We start from the raw sequence: 20,840 nt of genomic DNA, 5'->3' as shown, positions 1-20,840 counted from the left end.
ACACAGCCTTTCGTGCGAATGCCACCTGAGAGCGGAGAGGCTCGTCACATTCGTGATTCCGCTGGTCTTCGCGCGCTTGGCACAATGGGTGGGGTGAGGAGCAAAGCGAAGTCCGACGGTTCACCAGCCACCTTCGATCTGGAGGTGATCGGGGCAAATCTCGCCTTCGCGAGTGTCGCTGCCGACCTCGCCGAGGCGATCGCGTCGCCCGGTGCGAGCGCGGTCGTCCAGGCCCCGCCGGGATCGGGTAAAACGACGCTTGTTCCGCCTATCGTCGCGAATGCTCTCGCGGGCGATGCCGGCTCAGGTCGCGTGATTGTGACGCAGCCGCGCCGCGTCGCCGCTCGTGCGGGCGCCTCGAGACTTCGTGCGCTCGCCTCACAGTCCACCCCGGCGCTGGCGGATCGCGTCGCGTACACGGTTCGTGGTGAGTCGACGCTCACGCGCGACACCCTCGTGGAGTTCGTGACCCCGGGCGTTCTCGTGCGCCGCCTTCTCGCGGATCCCGAGCTAGCCGATGTTTCGGCGATCGTGCTCGACGAAGTGCACGAGCACTCCCTCGATTCTGATCTCGCGCTCGCCTTCTCACTCGACGTGCGCGACTTGCGCGGTGACCTGAGGCTTCTCGCTTTGTCGGCGACCCTCGACGCAGAGCGTTTCGCCGGTCTCATGGGGGAGGGGCTCGAGTATCCGGTCCCGGTGATCGACTCGCCCACGGCGCTGTTCCCCGTGGATACGCGGCGCGCTCCCTTTGCCGCACGCACGAACGAGCGCGGAGTTTCGCGCGACTTCCTCGCGCACGCCGCTCGCGTGGCGGTCGAGGCGCTCGAGGAGCCAGATGAATTCTCTGACTGCGACGTTCTCGTGTTTCTCCCGGGTGCGTGGGAGGTGGAAAACGCGGCTGCTGCGGCGCGAGATCTGCTGTCGCAGCGTGGCGTGCGCGCCGACGTATGCGAGCTTCACGGCCGCATCGATGCGCGGGAGCAGGACAGGATCGTGCGGGGCCGCGAGGCCGGCGAGCCGCGACGGGTCATCTTCTCCACGAATCTCGCCGAGTCCTCCCTCACCGTCCCGGGCGTGCGCATCGTCGTGGATTCAGGGCTGAGCCGCGAAGTGCGCCGCGATGCCGCACGAAAAATGAGCGGCCTCGTGACCGTGACCGCCTCACGCGCGAGCATGACCCAGCGCGCCGGTCGTGCCGGTCGCCTTGGCCCAGGCCTCGCCATTCGCCTCTTCGACGACCTCGCCTACGCGGGAGCGCGCGACTTCACCCTCCCCGAGATCGCGAGTGCCGACCTCACGGACACGGCACTTCTCATGGCCGCGTGGGGAACGCCTGGCGGTGCTGGCCTTCGCCTTCCCGATGCGCCACCGGTCGACGCCCTCGCAGATGCGCACGCGAGCCTCACCACGCTTGGAGCCCTCGACGCCGAAGGTGCTCTCACCTCACTCGGTCGCACGCTTGCCTCGATCCCCACCGACCCGCGGCTTGCCCGAGCGCTGCTCACCTCCACACGGGTCGTGGGTTCCGACGCCGCCTCGCGCACCGTCGCGGCTCTCTCCCTTGAGGCGCCCCTCCCGCTTGGCGGTGGGTTTGTTGAGGGCCCGCGCATTCAGCGCGAGCGTCTGGCGCGAGAAGCCAATCGTTTCGCGCGTATTGCTCGCCGCCATGCAAACGATGCACACCTCGAAACGGGTGGCGAACTGGGGGCGCTCGAGACGCCGCACGATCCAGCGCACGCCGCCGGACTCGTGGCGGCCCTTGCCTTTCCCGAGCGCCTCGCACGTCGCATCGAACCGGGCATCTACGAAACCGCGGGCGGGACCCGCGCCGGCACGAACGATGAGGGCCTCGGCGAATGGATCGCGATTGCCGAGCTGCAACGCTCGAACGCGAAGGCTGCCCGCGGCACGGGTGCGATCATCCGCTCTGCCGCGCCCCTCACCGAAGAGGAGGCCCTCGCGTGCGCGGGACCGCTCGTGCGCGAGAGAACCGAGATCCACTTTGGCGAACACGGTGCGAAAGCACGCCGCGTGAAGGTGCTCGGCAGCATCGTTCTCTCCTCGACCCCAACCAAGGTCGAGGGACCCGGCGCGCGCGAGGCCGTTCTCGCGGGTATTCAACGCGCCGGACTCGGCATGTTCACGTGGAGCGCGAGCGCCGCGAACCTACGCTCACGCCTCGCGCTTCTTCACCGTGAGCTCGGCGATCCGTGGCCCGACGTGAGCGACGAGGCTCTCCTTGCTCGCCTCGAGGAACTCGCCGGCCCCGAGCTCGAGGCACTTGCGGGTGTCGGCCGAAACCACCCCGTCGCCCCCTCCGCCATCGACATGCGACCTATCCTCGAGCGCGCCCTCCCATGGCCCGAAGCTGCGCGACTCGAAGAACTCGTGCCCGAGAGAGTGCAGGTACCGTCGGACTCCAAAATTCGCCTGGACTACCCGAGCGCCGAACAGATTGCGCACGCCGGTGAGGAGGGCGCGGATGAGGCGCCCGTGAGGCTCAAGGTCAAGCTGCAGGAAATGTTCGGGCTCGAAGAGACACCGCGCATCGTCGAGGGCAGGGTGAGCGTGCTCATCGAGCTGCTCTCACCCGGCGGGAAACCCCTCGCGATTACCAAGGACCTGCGCTCGTTTTGGGCGGGGCCGTACGCCGAGGTGCGCAAAGAAATGCGCGGCCGCTACCCGAAACACCCCTGGCCCGAGGACCCGATGGCATTCGAAGCGACCGCGAAAACGAACCGCGCACTTAGGCGCGACCCGCACTAGGGGCAGGGGCTACTTCTCGAGTGCCCGCACGCCCTTCCACGCAAGAGGAATCAGACCAGCGGCGATCGCGGCCTTCACGATCCCACCCGGAATGAACGGGAGGAGACCCGCGTTCATGATGCCCGCGAAGTCGAGGCCGAGGCCCATGATCGAGTTGAGCACCCAGGCCATGTACGGCACGCCCACGATGAACGGGAAGGCGCTCGCGGCAATAAAGCCAAGCAGCGCGAGAATGAATTTGCGATCCCACGCGCGCTCCGCCATCCATCCCGCCACGAAGGCCGAGGGGATAAAGCCGATGATGAAGCCGAAGCTCGGCTCGAGAACCATGCCCGGGCCGCCGCCGAACTCCGCGAAAATCGGGGCGCCCGCAAGACCCGCCGCGAGGTAGGTGGCGAGCGACGCCGCGCCGCGCTTCGAACCGAGCGCCGCACCCACGAGAATCACGCCGAGAGTCTGGCCCGTGATCGGCACATAGGGAAGCGGAATCGTGACCTGCGCGAGAATCCCCACCACAACGACACCGGCCGCAATGAGCGAGAGATCGGTGAGCAGCGTGCGGTGCTTGACGAGCGAATCGGCGAGCACGGGGCGAGTGCCGGCAACGGAAGCGGTGGTCATGAATCTCCTTCATCTCACGAATGGGGCCGCACTCATACTAGGCCCCGCTCCCGTTCAGGGCGGAGAAAAGCGCGGTCGCCTACACCTGAATCTGGGCGAATGTGGCGCTCTATAGGGTGAGATCATGCCACCACGATCCTTCGCCCCCAGTACTCGCACCGAGCGCGCCCGCCTCATATATGCGCGCCTGACTGCACAAGGACTAGCCCTGCCGAGGCACCGCAACGCCGGGAATCTCGTGCACGCGATGGGCGCGATGCAGGGGCAGGATCTGCCCGGCCTGCTCTCCTCGATCGCCCTTCGGCTCGATGCGGAAAAGGTCGGTGAAGCACCAGACCAGGATCAGGTTCCGACGGTGGCTCCGCAAGCGTCGGACCCTGAAACTCTCCCGAGCGATGCGCGCATGCGGGAAGTACTGCGCGCGTTTGACGCAGGCGAGATCGTGCGCGGCTACCCGATGCGAGGGACCGTTTTCGCCATGGCCGCTCGCGATGCCCGGTGGATGACCGAGCTGTGTGCGAAAAAGGGAGAGTGGGAAGCAAGGCGCCGCCGCTCGCGCAATCTTTCCGACGCCCAGGTCGAGCACGCGCTGAACCTCGCCCTCGAATTCCTCGCGGGGAAAGTGCGAGGTGTGACGCGGCCGGAGCTCCTCGAGGCGTGGAAAAGTGGCGGCATTGAGACGGGTGGCGGTCGCGGCTACCACCTCATCACCTACTTCATGGCATCAGGCCACCTGATCTACGGGCCGATCGACGGTGCGGAACAGCGAATCGCCGATGCCGCGGCCTGGCTTCCCGAGGGGACGGGACTCGAGGAGCGTTTCGGGGGAGACACAGTGGCGGCAACCGCGGCACTGCTCGAGCGCTACCTCGCAAGTCATGGGCCCGCAACGCTGCGCGATTTCGCGTGGTGGACGAAACTCCCGCTTCGCCAGATCCGCGCGGCTGCCCTCCAGATCGGCGACGGAATCGAGGAATGGGGCAGTGACGCCGCAGGCGAGACGCTGTTCTGCCGCGCGGGGCTTGCCGATGAGGTCAGCTCTGCCGCCGCACGCGTTCGGGGCACCTTCCTGCTGCCCGGCTTCGACGAGCTCGTGCTCGGATACCCCGACCGTCTCGCCCTCATGACCGAACAAGAGCACGCGCTGCTCGTGCCCGGAAACAACGGGGTGTTCCGGCGGGGAATCGTGCGCGGTGGGCGCATGGTTGCCCTGTGGCGCACCGTCAAACGTAAGAGCGGTCGGGCGCTCGCGGTCGAAGCCTTTGGTGAACTCTCCGCTGCGGCCTCGCGCGACATCGACAATGCCTTCGCGGCTTTTCCGCATCACGACCAGTAGGCGGCGCCCGCGCTCGGCGTAGGGGTGTCGGAGCTCACCGAGTGGAGTGCGCGGAAGGTGTACCAAGGTCCCGTGAAAAAGGGGGTGGGCGCAGGTAGTCGGGTCTTTTCCCCACACCCCACTACTCCTTCCCCTTCATGAAAGTGGTGAAAAATGGCCGCTGCGCGCCGGAATTCCGGTTCTGGTGGCGATTTTTCACCACTTTCGATGTGTGCCCGGCGATGCGGCGGTGCGGGGGCGGGGGAGAGGTTGGAGCTGGGGGACTGGCCTGCCGCAATTGGTGGGGTGGCAGAGGTGAGAGTTGCGGCACATGGCTAACCGAATGGCTAACTGAAGGGTGACAAGAAGGGTTACAACGCGCCACTTCAGTTTGGGTAAAGAGAACCCCCACCGGGTGTTTGTCCTGGTGGGGGCCGCTTTTTTGTGGAGCCTCCTGCCGGAATCGAACCGGCGACCTATTCATTACGAGTGAATCGCTCTACCGACTGAGCTAAGGAGGCGTGTGCGTCGCTCACGCGCCGCGCACGAACCACAACTCTACGGGAGAAACGGCCCGGGTGCCAAACCGTGCAGGTGATGGACCGGTCACATCTCGGCGGGTGACGCGTATACCTCCCCGCTGACCCGGGCTCAGTGACTACTCACATTTCGCGCCGTCGTCCGGGACCTTGTCCTCGAGGAGGTAGGCGTCGACCATTTCCTCGATGCAGCCGCCCGAGCGGCCGTAGGCGGTGTGCCCGAAACCTTTCCAGGTGAGGAGCACGGAGTTCTCGAGTTGCGCGTTCATGGATTCGGCCCATGCGTAGGGGGTTGCGGGGTCACCCGTGGTGCCGATCACCACGATCGTGCTCGAGCCCTTGGCGTTGATCTTTGCGGGGTAACGCACGGGCTTCGCGGGCCAGTTTGCGCAGCCGTCCTCATCGCTGCTACCGAGGGACGGGCCGAATGTGGGGTACTTCTTGGCGAGGCGATCGCCTTCCTTCTTGAGCCACTCCTTGTCGGTCACGCCCACGTGGTCGAGGCAGTTCACGGCGGGGTTCGCAAACGTGCTGTTGGACTTGAATGAGCCGTCTTCTTCGCGCTCGTTGGCGAGGTCGGCGAGCATGAGGAGAACGTCGGCGGAGTTGTTGGCCTTGGCGCTTTCGATCCCGAGGGCGACGTATTCCCAGGTCTCGTTGCTGTAGAGAGCGGTGAGGATCGCCGTTGAGGCGAGGGTCTCGTTGAGCTTGCGGCCGCTTGCCGTGGGAATGGGGTTCTTCCCGGCGTCTTTCATGAAGTCGCGAAGCTGCTGGACGCCCTCATCAACACTGCCCGTGAGGGGGCAGCTGTCGCGCTCGGTCTGGCACCATGTCACGAAGTCCTTCACGGCGTTTTCGAAGCCCTCGGCTTGACCCGCCACAATTTCGTTCATGGTGAGCGACGGATCGAGAGCGCCGTCGAGGATGAGGTGTCCCGTGCGCTTGGGGTACATCTCGGCGTAGGTCGCGCCGAGGTACGTGCCGTAGGAGAAGCCGAGGTAGTCGAGCTTTTCGGAGTCGACGGCTGAACGGATCACGTCCATGTCGCGCGCCGCGGAGTACGTATCGACGTACTGGAGCCGGTCACCGGACTTCTCGCCGCAGGCCTTGGCGAGCTTGTCAGACCATTCTTTCGCCTTTTGTACGCCTTCTTCGGTGTCGGGAAGGTCGGTCGAGAGCATCTCGTCGGTTTCAGCATCATCGAGGCACTGGATACCGTCGGAATCCTTCACGCCGCGCGGATCGAAACCGATCACGTTGTACTGCTCGAGAACGCCGGGGCTGATCTGCATGGTGCCGTAAGCGGCGACGTGTTCGGCACCCGAGCCGCCCGGGCCGCCGGGGTTGACGAGAAGTGAGCCTCGAGGCTTGTCGGTCTTGGCGGGCAGGCGCGTGAGTAGGAGCGAGAGGGTGGCGCCTTCGGGATCATTCCATTTGAGGGGAACATCGATCGTGGCGCATTCTGCAGCCTTGTACTCGGCGCGTTCACATTCGCCCCACTCGGCGCGTTGGTCGTAGAACTTCGCCCAGCGCTCGTCTTTTGCCGGATCGGCGCCAAGATCATAGGCCGCGGATTCAACGACGGGGGCGATCGTTCCAAGGGGTTCCATGCCGTCGGTTCCGAAGGCTTTGCTCGTGGTCCCCTCGAGGTCCTTGAGCGCTGCTTCGGCGTCTTTTTCGAAGGTGCTGCTGCCCGTGGCGGCGGTGCCGTTTGAGCCAGATGACGCTTGTTGGCCCGCTTGTATGAGGGCCCCGCACCCACTGAGGGAGAGCGCGGCAAGGGTGAGGGCACTAACGGCGGCGGCAGCACGCGCACGCACACTGAAGCGGGAGGGACGGGTAGGTGTCACGAAAGGACCTCGCGGATTGTTGAGAGGGCAAAATGGCTCTCCTCATTCAACCACGCGGTGCCGTGCGTCACCGTCAGACTCTCCCAGTTGGCGTTTGGTCGCCGAGGTGGGTAGAGTATTTCCGCCCGCCCCGTTCGTCTAGCGGCCTAGGACACCTGCCTTTCACGCCGGCAACACGGGTTCGAATCCCGTACGGGGTACAGCGAAAACCGCCCGCCATTATGGTGGGCGGTTTTGTTTTTGCGATGGTGGGCGCAGCGCGTGCGTATGGGCGTGCCGCACGTGCGGCGCGGTCGAGGGGGTTCCGACGCCTGCTCGCCGCCATCGTGCGGACTTTGCGAGTGTGCTCAAGGAGCGCAGGTAGTGTTGACAAATGTGATCCCTCCACAACGAAGCGGGGGAGATCGCCCCTTGATTCCTCCCCCCACGAGATAAGGACAGGAAGAAGAATGAGCACTTTTGATCCCAACCTCCCGAGCAGCGGCGAAGCCGGTGCCGTGCGTGAATCCGATGCTCACTCGCTGAGCGTTGGTGCGAACGGCCCCCTCCTTCTCCATGATGTGAACCTCGTAGAGAAGCTCGCGCGCTTCGACCGCGAGCGCATTCCCGAGCGCAGCCCTCACGCGAAGGGTTCGGGCGCGTTCGGTGAGCTCCGCGTGACCGAGGATGTCTCGAAGTACACGAAGGCGAAGCTTTTCCAGAAGGGTCAGAAGACTCCGATGCTCGCGCGTTTCTCGACCGTGGCCGGTGAGCTCGGCTCGCCCGACACGTGGCGCGACGTGCGCGGGTTCGCGCTCAAGTTCTACACGGAAGAGGGCAACTACGACATCGTTGGCAACAACACGCCGATCTTCTTCCTCCGTGACCCCATGAAGTTCCCCGACTTCATTCACTCGCAGAAGCGCCTTCCCGATTCGGGCCTGCGCGATGCGACGATGCAGTGGGATTTCTGGACCCTCTCGCCGGAGAGCGCCCACCAGGTCGCGTACCTCATGGGCCCGCGTGGTCTTCCGAAGACCTGGCGCCACATGAACGGCTACAGCTCGCACACCTACATGTGGGTGAACGAGGCCGGCGAAAAGTCGTGGGTCAAATACCACTTCCACACTCAGCAGGGCGTGGAGTACCTCTCGAATGAGGAGGCGACGCGCATTGCGGGCGAGGATGCCGATGCTCACCGCAAGGACCTCTTCGACGCGATCAAGAACGGCGAGTTCCCGAAGTGGGATGTCTCGGTGCAGATCATGCCGTACGAGGACGCGAAGACCTACCGCTTCAACCCGTTCGACCTCACGAAGACCTGGTCGAAGAAGGACTACCCGCTGATCAAGGTGGGCGAGTTCGAGCTCAACCAGAACCCCGTGAACCACTTCGCGCAGATCGAACAGGCGGCGTTCAGCCCGTCGAACCTCGTTCCGGGCATCGGGTTCTCGCCCGACAAGATGCTGCTTGGCCGCGTGTTCTCCTACCCGGATGCGCAGCGTAACCGCCTCGGCACGAACTACAACCAGCTGCCCGTGAACCGCCCGGTGAACGACCAGAACACCTACTCGAAGGAAGGGGCGATGGAGTTCTTCCACTCGGGCGATGCTCCCGTGTACGCCCCGAACTCGTTCGGTCGTGCGTACCAGGATGAGCAGGGCGTCGTTGACAACGGCTGGGAGAGCGACGGCGACATGGTGCGCTCGGCGTACACCCTCCACGCGGAGGACGACGACTTTGGTCAGGCCGGCACTCTCGTGCGCGAGGTGTTTAGCGACGAGGAGCGCGAGGAGTTCGTGAACACCGTCGCGGGTGCCCTCGACGGCGTGATCGAGCCCGTGCTCTCGCGCGCATTCGAGTACTGGAAGAACGTTGACCAGGAGATCGGCGAGCGCATCGAGAAGGCCGTGAAGGCAAACGCGGGCGCGGACGAGGTTCCCGGCAGCCTCCAGTAACGCACAGCTGAAACGCTCGGCCCCGTTCCTGCCACGCTCGGTGGGGGCGGGGCCGACGCTTGCCTCCACGAAGGCGTTTTGGAATTCTTGGGGCATGGACCCCATGAGCCGCGAAGACTTCGAAGCTTCGGTCGACGACGCGCTCGACTCCCTCCCTCTTGAAGTCGCGGCGCAGGTCGCCGACTCGAACACGGTAATCCTCGTAGAGGAGGAACCCGAGGGCGGCGAGGAGATACTGGGGGTGTTCGATGGCGTGCCCCTCACGGAACGCGGCCACTACGACGGCTTCCTCGAGCCGGGCCGCATCGTGATTTTCCGCGGGCCACTCACGCGTATGGCGTCGAGCCGCGAAGACCTCGAGGAGCAGATCCGAGTGACGGTGCTCCACGAGATCGGCCACCTCTTCGGCATCGAAGAGGATCGCCTTCACGAACTCGGCTGGGGCTAGACGATCAACACATCCGCGGGGGAGTCCGCGATCACCGTTTGAATGGTGTTGCCGAGGTAGCGAGGGTCGTCCGTGCCGCCGAAGCGGGCCCCGAGCACCAGGGTGTCCGCGCCCGTTTCCTCGATCTCGCTCATGATCGCGTGGGCAACCTCGTCCCCTTCGTCGATGTGCCTGGTGCGAGAATTAACGTCGCGCACGCCCGCGCGGCGGGCCGTCTGCTCCGCGAAGGAGAGTTGCTCGGCGCTCGCGTGGCGCGGATCCGATTCGACCGAGTCGCGCACGACATTGACGAGGCGCAGCGCGGTGCCGAACTGCATGGCGCGCTCGATCGCGGCTTCGAGGGCCGCTTCGCCTTTCGGAGTGGGAATGTAGGCCACGAGGATGCTCACCGTCGATCTCCTTCAGTGTTCGGTTTTCGGCTGGGACGTTTCGCGTTCTTGCCCGCTGAGCTTCTGGATTTCCTCCATCACCCGATCCGTGATGGCGCGGCGCCTGCGGTTTTCGGGCAGCGAGCGATCGATATGGCTGAAGTCGATGGGTGTGCCGATGCGCACCTCGAGTTTCGCGCGCCGCGGGCGGGGGAGGGTCTTGCCAGGTACGAAAAGTTTTTCGGTACCCACGAGCCCCACGGGGATGATGGGCGCGCCCGTTTTTTCTTCCAGCCACGCGATACCGGTGCGGCCGCGGCCGAGCTTGCCAGTCTTCGAGCGGGTGCCTTCGGGGTAAATCGCGAACAGGCCACCCTCCTGAAGTACCTGGCGGGCCTTCTCGAGGGAACCGTGCGCAGACTTCAAGGTGCCGCGCTCCACGGGAATCGAGCCCACCGCCTCAAAGAAGCGCTGCTTGATGCTGGCGGTGAGGCCGGTCTTGTGCCAAAAATCAGCCTTGATGATGTAGCGCACCTTGCGGTGGAACACGACGGGCACGAGGAAGGAATCAACGTTCGCGCGGTGGTTTGCCGCAATAATGACGGGGCCGGTCTTGGGCACGTTCTCAAGCCCCGTGACCTTCGGCCGCCACCACGCCTTAATCATTGGGGCGACGAACGTGTGGGCGGTTTCGTAAAACACCGGCCTGCTCCTTCGGCTAGCTCTCTCGCACGTGCGCATCGCACACATTTCTCAGCGTAATCGCTCGGGGGTGCAGTTCCTAATGCGGGCCCGCGTGTTTAATGGATGGGGGTCCGACGGTTGCCCGGCAGGCGTCGGAACCCTTTTCGCACGGTGCACCCCGCCACGACCGGAAGGATTTCGCTCATGCCCTCGAAAATTAACGTTGCCGTTGTGGGGCTCGGGACGTGCGCGCAAGCGGTACACCTGCCGATGCTGCAGCGCCGCCACGATCGCTTCCACCTCAGCGCCGTCGTGGATATTTCGCCGCGCAGGCTGCGCGAGGCGGCCGAAAAATGGGGCATGGACGAAAAGCGGCGCTACGGGAGCGTCAAGGATCTCATGGCAGCCGTGCGCAGCAAGGACGTTGAGCTTGATGCGGTCGTCTTTAGTGCCGATGGCGTGAAGGGGGAGGATATCCTCCAGATCATCAAGCGCGGCATTCCCGTTCTCGTTGAGCCACCCGTCGCATATGGAACGGAAGAGCTCCAGGCGATTGCGGAGTTCGAGCGGATGGCTGGCCGCCCGCTCGTAATGCTTGCCTACGGTGCACTTTATGACTCGTCGGTGCGTCTCCTTGTGGACGAGAACCAGGCACGCGACCTGCGCAGCCTCGAGTTTGAGACGCTGATGCCGGCGAGCTCCGTGATGCACGGGAAACATCACGTGACCTCCGCGGCCTACGACCTGCCCTCGGAGCAGCGCATTGCGCGCCGCGAAAGCCTCAAAGAGGCAGTGGAGAAAGGCGCGGGACCCGGCGCGAATCAGCGCGACCGCGATATCTACGTCAAGGGCCTGCTTACGGGCCTGCTCGCCCAACTCGCGCTTTTGCGCTCGACCTACGGTCCGCTCGTGGAACTGCACGGCGTGCGGCACTGGCCCGAGCAGGTGATCCCCGGTTCGATTGAGGTGCTCGGTGCGCTCGAGAAGGGCGTGCACGTGCGTCTCGTGTGGCACTACCTGCCGTTCGCGCCGGAGTTCCACGACGCGATTCGCTTCGTCACGAATCGTCGGCAGGGGCGCGTGGAGCTTCCTCATGCCGCCGATCTCGATACGCGAGGCTCCTTCACGTTCACGCAGAAGTCTGACGGCGCGGTTGTCACGAGCGAGCGCCTTTCGGAATTTTCGCCCGCCTACGGCCTCCACGAAGCGTTCTATGCGTTTGCGGCGAAGGGGAAGGAGCCTTCGTACGGGCTCACCGAGGCGCTCGAGGATCTCGAGGTGGCGAGAGCTGTTCTTGGCGAGCTCGCCCTTGTGGAGGGGCGCGATATTAACGCCGAGCCCGAGCCCGAGCCCGAGAGTGAGGGTGCGGGAGCCGAGCAGGAGAGCCGCGGCCACGGGGCTGAGGCGCGCGAGGGGAGCACCGTCGTTGCCGAGAACCCGCTCACGGAGACCCCGATCGTGAGTGCGCCCGAGCCGGCTGAGGGCGAGTTCGAGGCCGTGAGCTCGAAAGGTGCCGAGGAGGGCGAGGTCGAGATCTCCGAGCAGAGCGCGCCCGTGCAGGCGGAGCGCAGCGAGGCGAAGAACGCAAGCGGGAACGAGCCCAGCGAGGCGTAGCCTTCGGTTGCGGTGCGACACGCCGAAGGGTGTGAATCACACAAGGATTTTTTGGGGACGGTGGCGCGAGCTTCCGTCCCCAAGTCGTCGTGGAAAACTTCGAAAATTCACCGTCGAACACAACTTGTCCACAACTCCATCCACCGCGTCTCGTGCCTGCGACGTGCATGGTTCGTGGATAACGCCATCGCTGTTCACTGTGCGTTCACATGAGATCACAGCGTGTCCACACGCCATCCACATCACATTCGTGTAATTCAGTACATCTTGTGGTGTTCCCATCGATCTGCCACTAGGTGTAGTGTTGAGTCCGTTGGTTCGCGCAGCCTTGCATCGAGGTTTTGCGTCCCCCGCGAACACGAAGAACACCACGAAGTTTGAAAGGCCTCTCATGGAGATCACCGTCTACACCAAGCCCATGTGCGTCCAGTGCGACGCCACCAAGCGCGCCCTCAACAAGGCTGGTCTCGAGTACACGCTCGTGGACATCACCGAGGACGCCGCGGCTCTCTCGCACCTCAAGTCACTCGGCTTCATGCAGGCACCTGTGGTGACCACCTCGAACGACTCCTGGTCGGGCTTCCGCCCCGACAAGATCAAGGCCCTCACCGCGCAGGCGAGCGAACTTCGCCAGGCGGCAAGCCTCTAAGCAGTTAAGCGTCGTGACCGTGCACCATGAGCAAGCTTGTTTATTTTTCGTCCGTTTCGGAGAACACCAAGCGTTTCATCGAGAAGCTTGAGCTTCCCGAGTCAAGCGTCGCGCGAATCCCGTTGCGTCGCACCGAAGATCCGCTCGTCATGGACGAAGACTTCGTGCTCATGGTGCCCACCTATGGTGGCGGCAATACCGGGGGAGCGGTCCCCAAGCAGGTCATTCACTTCCTCAACGACAAGCGCAACCGCGCACACATCAAAGGCGTGATCTCGGGAGGGAACACGAACTTTGGCGAGGCATACTGCATCGCCGGCGACATCATCGCCCGCAAATGCAACGTGCCGCACCTCTACAAGTTTGAGCTCCTTGGGACATCGAGGGATGTCACCAAAGTCAAAGAAGGGTTGGAACGGTTTTGGCAGAGCTAACCGAGATGCCGGGCTACGAGCACAACAAGGCGATGGATTACCACGCGCTCAACGCCATGTTGAACCTGTACGACGCGGACGGCAAAATCCAGTTCGAGAAGGACCGCGAGGCGGCCCGCGAATACTTCCTCCAGCACGTCAACCAGAACACGGTCTTCTTCCACACGCTGCAGGAGAAGCTCGACTATCTCGTGGAGAAGGAGTACTACGAGAAGCACGTTCTCGACCAGTACAGCTTCGACTTCATCAAGTCGCTCTATAAGCGCGCGTACGCGAAGAAATTCCGCTTCCCCACCTTCCTTGGCGCCTTCAAGTACTACACGTCGTACACGCTCAAGACCTTCGACGGCAAGCGCTACCTCGAGCGTTTCGAAGATCGCGTGTGTATGGTTGCCCTGACCCTCGCCGCAGGCGATCAGGCGCTCGCGGAGCGCATCGTCGACGAGGTCCTCGATGGTCGTTTCCAGCCTGCGACGCCGACCTTCCTCAACGCGGGCAAGGCGCAGCGTGGCGAGCTCGTGTCGTGCTTCCTCTTGCGTATCGAGGACAACATGGAGTCGATCGGTCGCTCGATCAACTCCGCGCTTCAGCTTTCCAAGCGTGGCGGCGGCGTGGCCCTTTTGCTCTCGAACCTCCGCGAGCACGGCGCACCCATCAAGCAGATCGAGAACCAGTCTTCGGGCGTCATCCCCGTGATGAAGCTCCTCGAGGATTCGTTCAGCTACGCGAACCAGCTCGGTGCACGCCAGGGCGCCGGTGCCGTGTACCTCCACGCGCACCACCCCGATATCCTCCGCTTCCTTGACACGAAGCGCGAGAACGCCGATGAGAAGATCCGCATCAAGACCCTCTCCCTCGGCGTCGTCATCCCCGACATCACGTTCGAGCTCGCGAAGAACAACGAGCCCATGTACCTGTTCTCGCCGTACGACGTCGAGCGCGTGTACGGCAAGCCGTTTGCCGACATCAACGTGAGCGAGAAGTACCGCGAAATGGTGGACGACCACCGCATCGCGAAGAAGAAGATCCGCGCACGCGACTTCTTCCAGGTGCTCGCGGAGATCCAGTTTGAATCGGGCTACCCGTACATCATGTTCGAGGACACCGTGAACCGCGCGAACCCCATCGGCGGCGCGAAGGTGACCCACTCGAACCTGTGCTCGGAAATCCTCCAGATCTCGACCCCGTCGACCATGAACGCCGACCTCTCCTACGAGACGCTCGGCCGCGACATCTCGTGCAACCTCGGCTCGCTCAACATCGCGAAGGCCGTGGACTCGCCCGACTTCGAAAAGACGATCGAGACGGCGATCCGTGCCCTCACGGCAGTCTCGGATTCCTCCGACATCTCCTCGGTGCCGACCATCGCAAACGGGAACAAGGCCTCCCACGCGATCGGCCTCGGGCAGATGAACCTCCACGGATTCCTCGCGCGCGAGTCGATCCACTACGGAAGCGAGGAGGGCCTCGACTTCACGAACATGTACTTCTACTCGGTTGTGTACCAGTGCATCAAGGCCTCCACGAAGATCGCGCAGGAACGCGGCGAAACCTTCCTGGGCTTCGAGGATTCGAAGTACGCGAGCGGCGAATACTTCGAGAAGTACATCAACGGCGTGTGGGAACCGAAGACCGAGCGTGTGCGTGAGATCTTCGAGAACTCGAGCATTCACCTGCCCACGCAGGAGGACTGGAAGGCCCTCGCTGCCGAGGTGAAGGAACACGGCATGTACAACGCGTACCTGCAGGCCGTTCCGCCCACCGGTTCGATCTCCTACATCAACCACTCGACGAGCTCGATCCACCCGATCGTGTCCAAGATCGAGATCCGCAAGGAAGGCAAGATCGGCCGCGTTTACTACCCGGCGCCGTACATGACGAACGACAACCTCGAGTTCTACGAGGATGCGTACGAGATCGGCTACGAGAAGATCATCGACACGTACGCCGAGGCGACGAAGCACGTTGATCAGGGCCTCTCACTCACGCTGTTCTTCCCGGACACGGCGACGACTCGCGACGTGAACAAGGCGCAGATCTACGCGTGGCGTAAGGGCATCAAGACCCTCTACTACATTCGCCTGCGCCAGATGGCCCTTCAGGGCACCGAGGTCGAGGGCTGCGTGAGCTGCATGCTCTAGCAGAGGACTTCTAGGAGGCGCCCCGCTCACAGTCATGGTGGGCGGGGCGTTTTCTTGTGTGGCAATGGGGGCCGGTGGCCGTCGGATTCCAGTTGCGGCCTTTCCTGGCCCCGACCTTCTTCTCTTCCCACCTTCTTCTCTTTCCACCTTCTTTCCTCCCTCTCTACCTTCCCTTTTTCCGCTCACCTTCTCTTGCCCCTTCGGCATCTCACGAAAGTGGTGAATAGCCGCGTCAGAGGGTCGATTTTCGACACGAGGCGGCCTTTTTTCACCACTTTGCTGCGGTGAGAGAGAGGGAGAGAGAGGGGGTGGGGAGCTGAACGGGAGAGCGAAGGTGGGGAGTCGAATGGGAGAGGGGAGAGGGGGGGACCGACCTGGGGAGCTAGCAAAGAGGTAAGGGGATCAGACCAGGAGAAAATTGGCCGGTGGTGTGAGCCAGGACCCAACCTCAAAAGAGGGCCCCTGCCGCGGCAGGGGCCCTCAGCTAGTGGGCGGTTACACCTCGAAAGTGAGAGACCAGGAACCCGAGCGCGGGCGCAGCTGGTACTCGGGCCTCACGTCGGGGCCGCACGAGCGCGAACCGAGACCGTGCTGCGCCACATCGAAAATGAGGTGCGTGCGCTCCGCTTCGCCCAGCTCATGCGGGTGGCGGGCCTTCGTGATCTGCTCGATCGAGTGCTCACGCACCTGGAAACCGGGCCGTTCGCGGTGGGGTCCGACGGCATCCGTGCGCACGGTGAGGCCAAGACCCGAAAGCTGAAGCTCCCGCAGACCTGGGCGGTAGCCCGACTCCTGCGGAACCGCATACTCGACATTCAGGCTTGAGACGGGCATCGAGAAGCGGCCAATGCGCGCCGCGCGGCACGAATCGGCGTAGTTCTCGAGGGGGCCCGAACCGAACCACGAGGCCTCGCCGGCACCGAGCGGCGCCGTGAACTCAATGCCGAGGCGCCCCCACACGTACTCCCAGTTCGCGGAAGGTGCGGCGTCGGCATACAACCGAAGAACGCGCGAGGCGTTGCCCTTAGCGTTGCTTGAAGCGTCCTCGAGGCGCCACGTGAGGTCGAGATCGACGTAAGCGCGGCCGGCAGGCGTGCTGTAGCGGTGCACGGCGCGGACCTCATGCTCGTCAAGCCACACGCCAATGACACGGCGCTCGAGCTTATCGATGCCGATCTCTCGCCACAGCGCCGCGGTGGGCGGGGCCTGGGTTCCCGAGCCGGTCGTCTCGGCCGGGTCGGCGAGGATGTATGAGCCGAAGTCACCGAGCGAATCGTTCTCGGTGGGGGCGCGGAACAGGCGGAGCTGAGGGCCAGCGAGATCGAGGCTTCCAAGCTTCACGAGGTCGCCCGTGCGCGGATCGAAGTGGGCCTCGCCGAGAGCGAAGGAACCGTCGGAATCCGGAATCTGGCCCATGTGCTCACCGTCGCCTGCCCTTGAGGGCAGCGGTGAGGGGAAGGAAGGCGCTACAGTGTGGCTCGGGTCCACCACAGGGACCTGCGTGAACGCCACTTCGTGGCCGGCGTCGGCCCACGCGGTGCTCTCGCGCAGAACCGCGCGGATCGTGCGGAATTTCTCGCCCGAAGGTTCGCCCTCGTGGCCCTCGGCGAAGGGTGGAAGGGTCAGCTCGCCGGCGTAGCTCTTCCAGCCGTTTGCGGAAACCTTTTCGACGGGGCATTCGCGACGCAGCACTTCGCGGCCGTCGACCTCATCGATGACCTCAAACACGAAGTCGTCAAGATCGCCGGCGTGGCGGAGGTCCTGGACGTGCGCCGCGGTGATGTTGACGTCCTCGACATCGTTGTCGATGGCCCGCTCGGTATCGCCCTCCATAGCGAGGTCGAACTCGAGCTTGATCGGGCTCACGACGGCGCCGAATTCGACGAGCCCCGGAGTTGCCTCACCCGAGGAAAGCACGAGGCCATCGCACACGAACGACGAGTCGTGAACCGGTTCGCCGAAGTCGCCGCCGTAGCCGTAGAACTCGGTGCCATCCTCGGTGCGGGCGGCGATGCCGTGATCGCGCCACTCCCACACGAAGCCGCCGTGCCACTGGGGGTAGGTGTCGAAGATTTCTTCGTATTCCGTGATGCCGCCCGGGCCGTTGCCCATCGCGTGCACGTACTCGCAAAGGATCATGGGGCGTTTCGCGAGCTCCGCGTTGCGGCCCGGAATGGTGCCGCCGAACTTCCCGCGCCCGGCAGCCATGTCGCGCATTGCTTCGATCGGCGGGTACATGCGCGAGACGAGATCGGTGTACTGCCCGTCGTAGTCCTGCTCGTAGTGCACGGGGCGCTCCGGGTCGCGGCGACGCAGCCAGTTCGCCATCTGCGCCATGTTCGCGCCCGTGTGGCCCTCGTTGCCGAGCGACCACGACACGATCGACGGGTGGTTCTTGTCGCGCTCGAAGAACCGCTCGACGCGATCAAGAAGCGCATCCCGCCAGCGCGGATCGTTCGCGGGAACGTCGCGCCAGTTTTCGCCAAGGAAGCCATGCGCTTCGTAATCGCACTCGTCCATGACCCAAAAGCCCAGCTCATCGGCAAGGTCGAAGAGTTCGGGATGCGGCGGGTAGTGGGAGGTGCGGATCGCGTTCACGTTGTGGTGCTTCATGAGCAGCAGCCCCTCGCGTGCCTTCTCGCGGTCCCACACGCGGCCGAGCTTCGGATCGTACTCGTGGCGATTCACGCCGCGAATACGCAGCTTCTTACCGTTCACGCGCCACTCGTGCCCCACGATCTCGACGCGCCTGAAGCCCGTGCGGATCGTGAGCGTCTCCGCGGCGTTCGACACGGTCGCGGTGTACAGGCGGGGCACGTCGGCACTCCACGGCTCCACTTCCGGAACGGGGATGGGGCCGACGGCTGCCGGGCTCTCGAACGTTTCCGAGATTCCAAGCTCGTCGATGGCGACCGTGACGGGGAAGGCGGCTTCCTCCGCGCGGATTTCCGGAATGAGCGTGCCGGGGCCGGGAGCGGAAGGGCCGTTCGTCGAGTCGAAATCGGCGCGCAGCCACACGTCCTCGATGCCGGCGGCCGGGCGGAACAGGAGCTCCACGTCGCGGTAGATACCGGGCAGCCACCACTGGTCTTGGTCCTCGAGGTACGTGTTGGAAGACCACTGGTGCACGCGCACGTGCAGCACGTTCTCGCCTTCGACGAGGAGGTTCGTGACGTCGAGTTCCTGTGTGAGGCGCGAGCCGCGCACGACGCCCGCCTGCTCGCCGTTGAGGCTCACGATCGCGAGGGACTCGATACCGAGGGTGCGCAGGTACACGCGCGTGCCCTTCTCGAGCTCCTCGACCTTCTCGGCGCTCAGCGTGAAGCGGGTGCGGTAGTCGCCCGTCGGGTTGTCGTCGGGAACATTCGGGGCGTCGACGGGGAACGGGAACTGCACGTTCTGGTAGGCCGGGGCGCCATACTTCCCGAAGTCACCGTAGTCGCCGCCGCCGGTGAGAACCCAGTGCGAGGGCACGGTGATGTCGTCCCAGCTCGAGTCGTCGAAGTCCACCGTCGGAGCTGATTCTCCCGCGCCCTCGGCGCTGCGCGAGTAGGCGAACTTCCACGTGCCCGCGAGGCTCACCGCTTCTGCGGTTGTGGAGAGGTGGCAGCGCGGCGAGACCCGCGCGCCCGAGCCGGGGGAGTAGGAGGTGATCTCGGAAAGGGTGCTCATGGAAAACTCCTTTGTTGTGGCGGTCGAGAATCTTAGCCCTTGGTCGAGCCCATCGTGAGGCCTGAAACGAACTGACGCTGCAGCACGAAGAACAGGATCAGGATGGGCAGGGCCGCGATGATCGAGCCCGCCGAGAGCAGGTTGTAGTCGGTGAAGAACGAGCCCTTGAGGTTATTCAGGGAGCTCGTGACGGGGAATTTATCGCCCTTTTGCAGCAACACCGTAGCCCAGAAGAATTCGTTGTAAATCCAGGCAGTTTGCAGTGTCGCGAGGGCAGCGAGAGGGGTGCGGCACAGCGGGATCGTGAGAGTCCAGAACTGCGACCACACGGAGGCGCCGTCGACGTCGGCGGCCTCGTAGATTTCTGCCGGGATGCCTTTCATGTAGTTCGCGAGCACGAACGTGCAAAAGCCGGTCTGGAACGCCGTGTTCACGATGATGACGCCGAGGTGGGTGTCGAGGAGCGAACCGGAGGCCGAGAGGAACTCGGGGATCGGGATCCACATGAACATGCGGTAGATCGGCACGAGAAGCGACTGCGGTGGCAGCAGGTTCGCGGCCACGAAGAACGCGAGCATCGCGAGGTTGAACTTGAACGAGAAACGTGCGAGCACGAATGCCATGCACGAGCTCAGCGCGAGGGTGAACACGACCGCGAAGAACGTGATGATGAGGGAGTTGAGGAACGACTGAGTGAAGCCGCCCTGCTCCCACGCGTTCACGAAATTGTCGAGCGTGAAACCGCCGAAGCTGAAATAGCCGTGCTGGCTCGTGTAGCCGTAGTCGCGAAACGAGTTGAACAGCGCCCACAGGAGCGGGAACAGCCACGCGAGTGCGACGATCATAAGGAAGACGTTGAGAAACGCCCTCGAGACGGTGAGATTCTTTTTCTTCGGGGTCATGTCAGTTCTCTCCCTTGAGCATGATGCGCAGCTGAATCACGATAAAGATCGAGCTCATGATGAGCATGATCGTGGCGAGCGCACTACCGAAGCCGATGCGGCTGGCCTCGCCCACGACGTTCGAGGTCACGAGGGTCGAGATGAGCTCGAGGCCGTTGCGGCCCTTGTTGATGATCCACACGATGTCGAACGCGCGAAGACCCTCGATGAACGTGATGACGAGCAGGAGGATGTTCACGGGGCGCAGCACCGGGAAGATGATCTGGAAGAAGGTGCGGGCGGAGCTCGCGCCATCGAGGGCGGCTGCTTCCTTGAGGGCTGGGTCTACGCCCTTGAGGCCCGCTAAGTAGAGCAGCATGATGTAGCCAACGTGACGCCAGCCGTTCGCGATGATCGCCGCGTACAGGTTGATGTTCGGATCGCCGTACCAGTCGATCTGCGTGCCAAGAACAGCGTTGATGAAGCCCTGGTCGCGGCTGTACATGAGCTGCCAAATGAAGCCGATGAGCGCGGCCGAAAGCACGACCGGCAGATAGAGGGAGGTTTGGTAGAACTTCGTGAGCTTCAGTTCCTTATCGAGCAGCACCGCGAGGAACATCCCGAGCGGAGTGAAGATGAAGAACAGCACGAGGAGCCACACGACGTTGTGCCACAGCGCCGGCCAGAACGGCGGGTAGATCGTGAACATGTCGATGTAGTTCTGGATGCCAACGAAATGAATGTCGCCGAGGCCGCCGATGCCGTCCCAGTTGCTGAAGGACAGGATCACGGTGCATAGGGCGGGAATCCACACGAAAACGCCGACGATCACGAGCGGGATGACGCTCATCGCGATCACGGTGAATTTATCTTTACCGTGCAGCTTGGCTAGCGGTCCGATCTTTTTGGACACGACTC

General features: G+C 63.8%; 15 protein-coding genes and 2 tRNA genes. 9 read left to right on the top strand and 8 right to left on the bottom strand.

Annotated elements, in window-relative coordinates:
• Positions 1-18 precede the first annotated feature (18 nt).
• Entirely contained in the window at positions 19-2,769 is a 2,751-nt protein-coding gene (gene hrpB, locus NBW56_RS04395; RefSeq protein WP_250258113.1) for an ATP-dependent helicase HrpB, read from the top strand.
• Positions 2,770-2,778: 9 nt separating this feature from the next.
• Here the strand turns inward: hrpB and NBW56_RS04390 are convergent, their stop codons facing one another.
• Complete coding sequence (locus tag NBW56_RS04390) at positions 2,779-3,390, bottom strand: biotin transporter BioY (RefSeq protein ID WP_250258112.1); 612 nt, start codon at positions 3,388-3,390, stop codon at positions 2,779-2,781.
• 124 nt (positions 3,391-3,514) lie between these two features.
• Here NBW56_RS04390 and NBW56_RS04385 point away from each other — a divergent pair, with 124 nt between their 5' ends.
• Positions 3,515-4,726: a winged helix DNA-binding domain-containing protein gene (locus NBW56_RS04385; RefSeq protein ID WP_250258111.1), complete on the top strand. Its 1,212-nt coding sequence runs from the start codon at positions 3,515-3,517 to the stop codon at positions 4,724-4,726.
• Positions 4,727-5,150: 424 nt separating this feature from the next.
• On the opposite strand, the gene NBW56_RS04380 is transcribed toward NBW56_RS04385, so the two are convergent.
• Both NBW56_RS04380 and NBW56_RS04375 read right to left on the bottom strand, forming a co-directional pair.
• A tRNA-Thr gene (locus NBW56_RS04380) sits at positions 5,151-5,226 on the bottom strand.
• 137 nt (positions 5,227-5,363) lie between these two features.
• Complete coding sequence (locus NBW56_RS04375; protein ID WP_250258110.1) at positions 5,364-7,094, bottom strand: alpha/beta hydrolase; 1,731 nt, start codon at positions 7,092-7,094, stop codon at positions 5,364-5,366.
• Between the two features lie 127 nt (positions 7,095-7,221).
• Here NBW56_RS04375 and NBW56_RS04370 point away from each other — a divergent pair.
• From NBW56_RS04370 to NBW56_RS04360, 3 genes are all read left to right on the top strand, one after another.
• Positions 7,222-7,294 (top strand) — tRNA-Glu (locus tag NBW56_RS04370).
• Positions 7,295-7,543: 249 nt separating this feature from the next.
• On the top strand, positions 7,544-9,031 hold the full coding sequence (locus NBW56_RS04365) for a catalase (RefSeq protein WP_250258109.1): 1,488 nt from the start codon (positions 7,544-7,546) through the stop codon (positions 9,029-9,031).
• 94 nt (positions 9,032-9,125) lie between these two features.
• Positions 9,126-9,479, top strand: a complete 354-nt coding sequence (locus tag NBW56_RS04360) for a metallopeptidase family protein (RefSeq protein WP_250258108.1) — start codon at positions 9,126-9,128, stop codon at positions 9,477-9,479.
• On the opposite strand, the gene NBW56_RS04355 is transcribed toward NBW56_RS04360, so the two are convergent.
• Both NBW56_RS04355 and NBW56_RS04350 read right to left on the bottom strand, forming a co-directional pair.
• The gene (locus tag NBW56_RS04355) at positions 9,476-9,868 is read right to left on the bottom strand and encodes a universal stress protein (protein WP_065248349.1); all 393 of its coding nucleotides are present in this window, start codon (positions 9,866-9,868) and stop codon (positions 9,476-9,478) included. The genes NBW56_RS04360 and NBW56_RS04355 overlap by 4 nt on opposite strands.
• Before the next feature lie 12 nt (positions 9,869-9,880).
• A complete protein-coding gene (locus tag NBW56_RS04350; protein WP_250258107.1) occupies positions 9,881-10,549 on the bottom strand; it encodes a lysophospholipid acyltransferase family protein in 669 nt (222 codons plus the stop codon).
• A 186-nt stretch (positions 10,550-10,735) separates the two neighbouring features.
• On the opposite strand from NBW56_RS04350, the gene NBW56_RS04345 reads away from it, so the two are divergent.
• The 4 genes from NBW56_RS04345 (at position 10,736) to nrdE (ending at position 15,369) form a co-directional block, all read left to right on the top strand.
• Positions 10,736-12,145 carry a Gfo/Idh/MocA family protein gene (locus tag NBW56_RS04345; protein ID WP_250258106.1) on the top strand — a complete coding sequence of 470 codons (1,410 nt, stop codon included), beginning with the start codon at positions 10,736-10,738 and terminating at the stop codon, positions 12,143-12,145.
• 391 nt (positions 12,146-12,536) lie between these two features.
• The gene (nrdH, locus tag NBW56_RS04340; RefSeq protein WP_065248823.1) at positions 12,537-12,794 is read left to right on the top strand and encodes a glutaredoxin-like protein NrdH; all 258 of its coding nucleotides are present in this window, start codon (positions 12,537-12,539) and stop codon (positions 12,792-12,794) included.
• Positions 12,795-12,820: 26 nt separating this feature from the next.
• Positions 12,821-13,228 carry a class Ib ribonucleoside-diphosphate reductase assembly flavoprotein NrdI gene (nrdI, locus tag NBW56_RS04335; protein ID WP_250258105.1) on the top strand — a complete coding sequence of 136 codons (408 nt, stop codon included), beginning with the start codon at positions 12,821-12,823 and terminating at the stop codon, positions 13,226-13,228.
• A 5-nt stretch (positions 13,229-13,233) separates the two neighbouring features.
• The gene (nrdE, locus tag NBW56_RS04330; protein WP_250258532.1) at positions 13,234-15,369 is read left to right on the top strand and encodes a class 1b ribonucleoside-diphosphate reductase subunit alpha; all 2,136 of its coding nucleotides are present in this window, start codon (positions 13,234-13,236) and stop codon (positions 15,367-15,369) included.
• A gap of 495 nt (positions 15,370-15,864) precedes the next feature.
• Here nrdE and NBW56_RS04325 read toward each other — a convergent pair whose 3' ends face one another.
• The 3 genes from NBW56_RS04325 to NBW56_RS04315 are packed head-to-tail and all read right to left on the bottom strand — an operon-like array spanning position 15,865 to position 20,835.
• Positions 15,865-19,041: a glycoside hydrolase family 2 TIM barrel-domain containing protein gene (locus tag NBW56_RS04325; protein ID WP_250258104.1), complete on the bottom strand. Its 3,177-nt coding sequence runs from the start codon at positions 19,039-19,041 to the stop codon at positions 15,865-15,867.
• A gap of 32 nt (positions 19,042-19,073) precedes the next feature.
• Positions 19,074-19,943, bottom strand: coding sequence for a carbohydrate ABC transporter permease (locus NBW56_RS04320; protein ID WP_250258103.1), 870 nt, complete (start codon positions 19,941-19,943; stop codon positions 19,074-19,076).
• 1 nt (position 19,944) lies between these two features.
• The gene (locus tag NBW56_RS04315; protein ID WP_250258102.1) at positions 19,945-20,835 is read right to left on the bottom strand and encodes a carbohydrate ABC transporter permease; all 891 of its coding nucleotides are present in this window, start codon (positions 20,833-20,835) and stop codon (positions 19,945-19,947) included.
• Between the last annotated feature and the right edge of the window lie 5 nt (positions 20,836-20,840).

Origin of the sequence: Dermabacter sp. Marseille-Q3180 (genome assembly GCF_940792985.1) — a bacterium.
Taxonomy (GTDB): domain Bacteria; phylum Actinomycetota; class Actinomycetes; order Actinomycetales; family Dermabacteraceae; genus Dermabacter; species Dermabacter vaginalis.
This window is presented reverse-complemented; position numbering and strand designations above follow the sequence as displayed.

Coding starts and splice junctions, on each gene's coding strand:
- hrpB (WP_250258113.1), top strand. CDS start 19: ATGCCACCTGAGAGCGGAGAGGCTCGTCACATTCGTGATTCCGCTGGT.
- NBW56_RS04390 (WP_250258112.1), bottom strand. CDS start 3,390: ATGACCACCGCTTCCGTTGCCGGCACTCGCCCCGTGCTCGCCGATTCG.
- NBW56_RS04385 (WP_250258111.1), top strand. CDS start 3,515: ATGCCACCACGATCCTTCGCCCCCAGTACTCGCACCGAGCGCGCCCGC.
- NBW56_RS04365 (WP_250258109.1), top strand. CDS start 7,544: ATGAGCACTTTTGATCCCAACCTCCCGAGCAGCGGCGAAGCCGGTGCC.
- NBW56_RS04360 (WP_250258108.1), top strand. CDS start 9,126: ATGGACCCCATGAGCCGCGAAGACTTCGAAGCTTCGGTCGACGACGCG.
- NBW56_RS04345 (WP_250258106.1), top strand. CDS start 10,736: ATGCCCTCGAAAATTAACGTTGCCGTTGTGGGGCTCGGGACGTGCGCG.
- nrdH (WP_065248823.1), top strand. CDS start 12,537: ATGGAGATCACCGTCTACACCAAGCCCATGTGCGTCCAGTGCGACGCC.
- nrdI (WP_250258105.1), top strand. CDS start 12,821: ATGAGCAAGCTTGTTTATTTTTCGTCCGTTTCGGAGAACACCAAGCGT.
- nrdE (WP_250258532.1), top strand. CDS start 13,234: ATGCCGGGCTACGAGCACAACAAGGCGATGGATTACCACGCGCTCAAC.
- NBW56_RS04325 (WP_250258104.1), bottom strand. CDS start 19,041: ATGAGCACCCTTTCCGAGATCACCTCCTACTCCCCCGGCTCGGGCGCG.
- NBW56_RS04320 (WP_250258103.1), bottom strand. CDS start 19,943: ATGACCCCGAAGAAAAAGAATCTCACCGTCTCGAGGGCGTTTCTCAAC.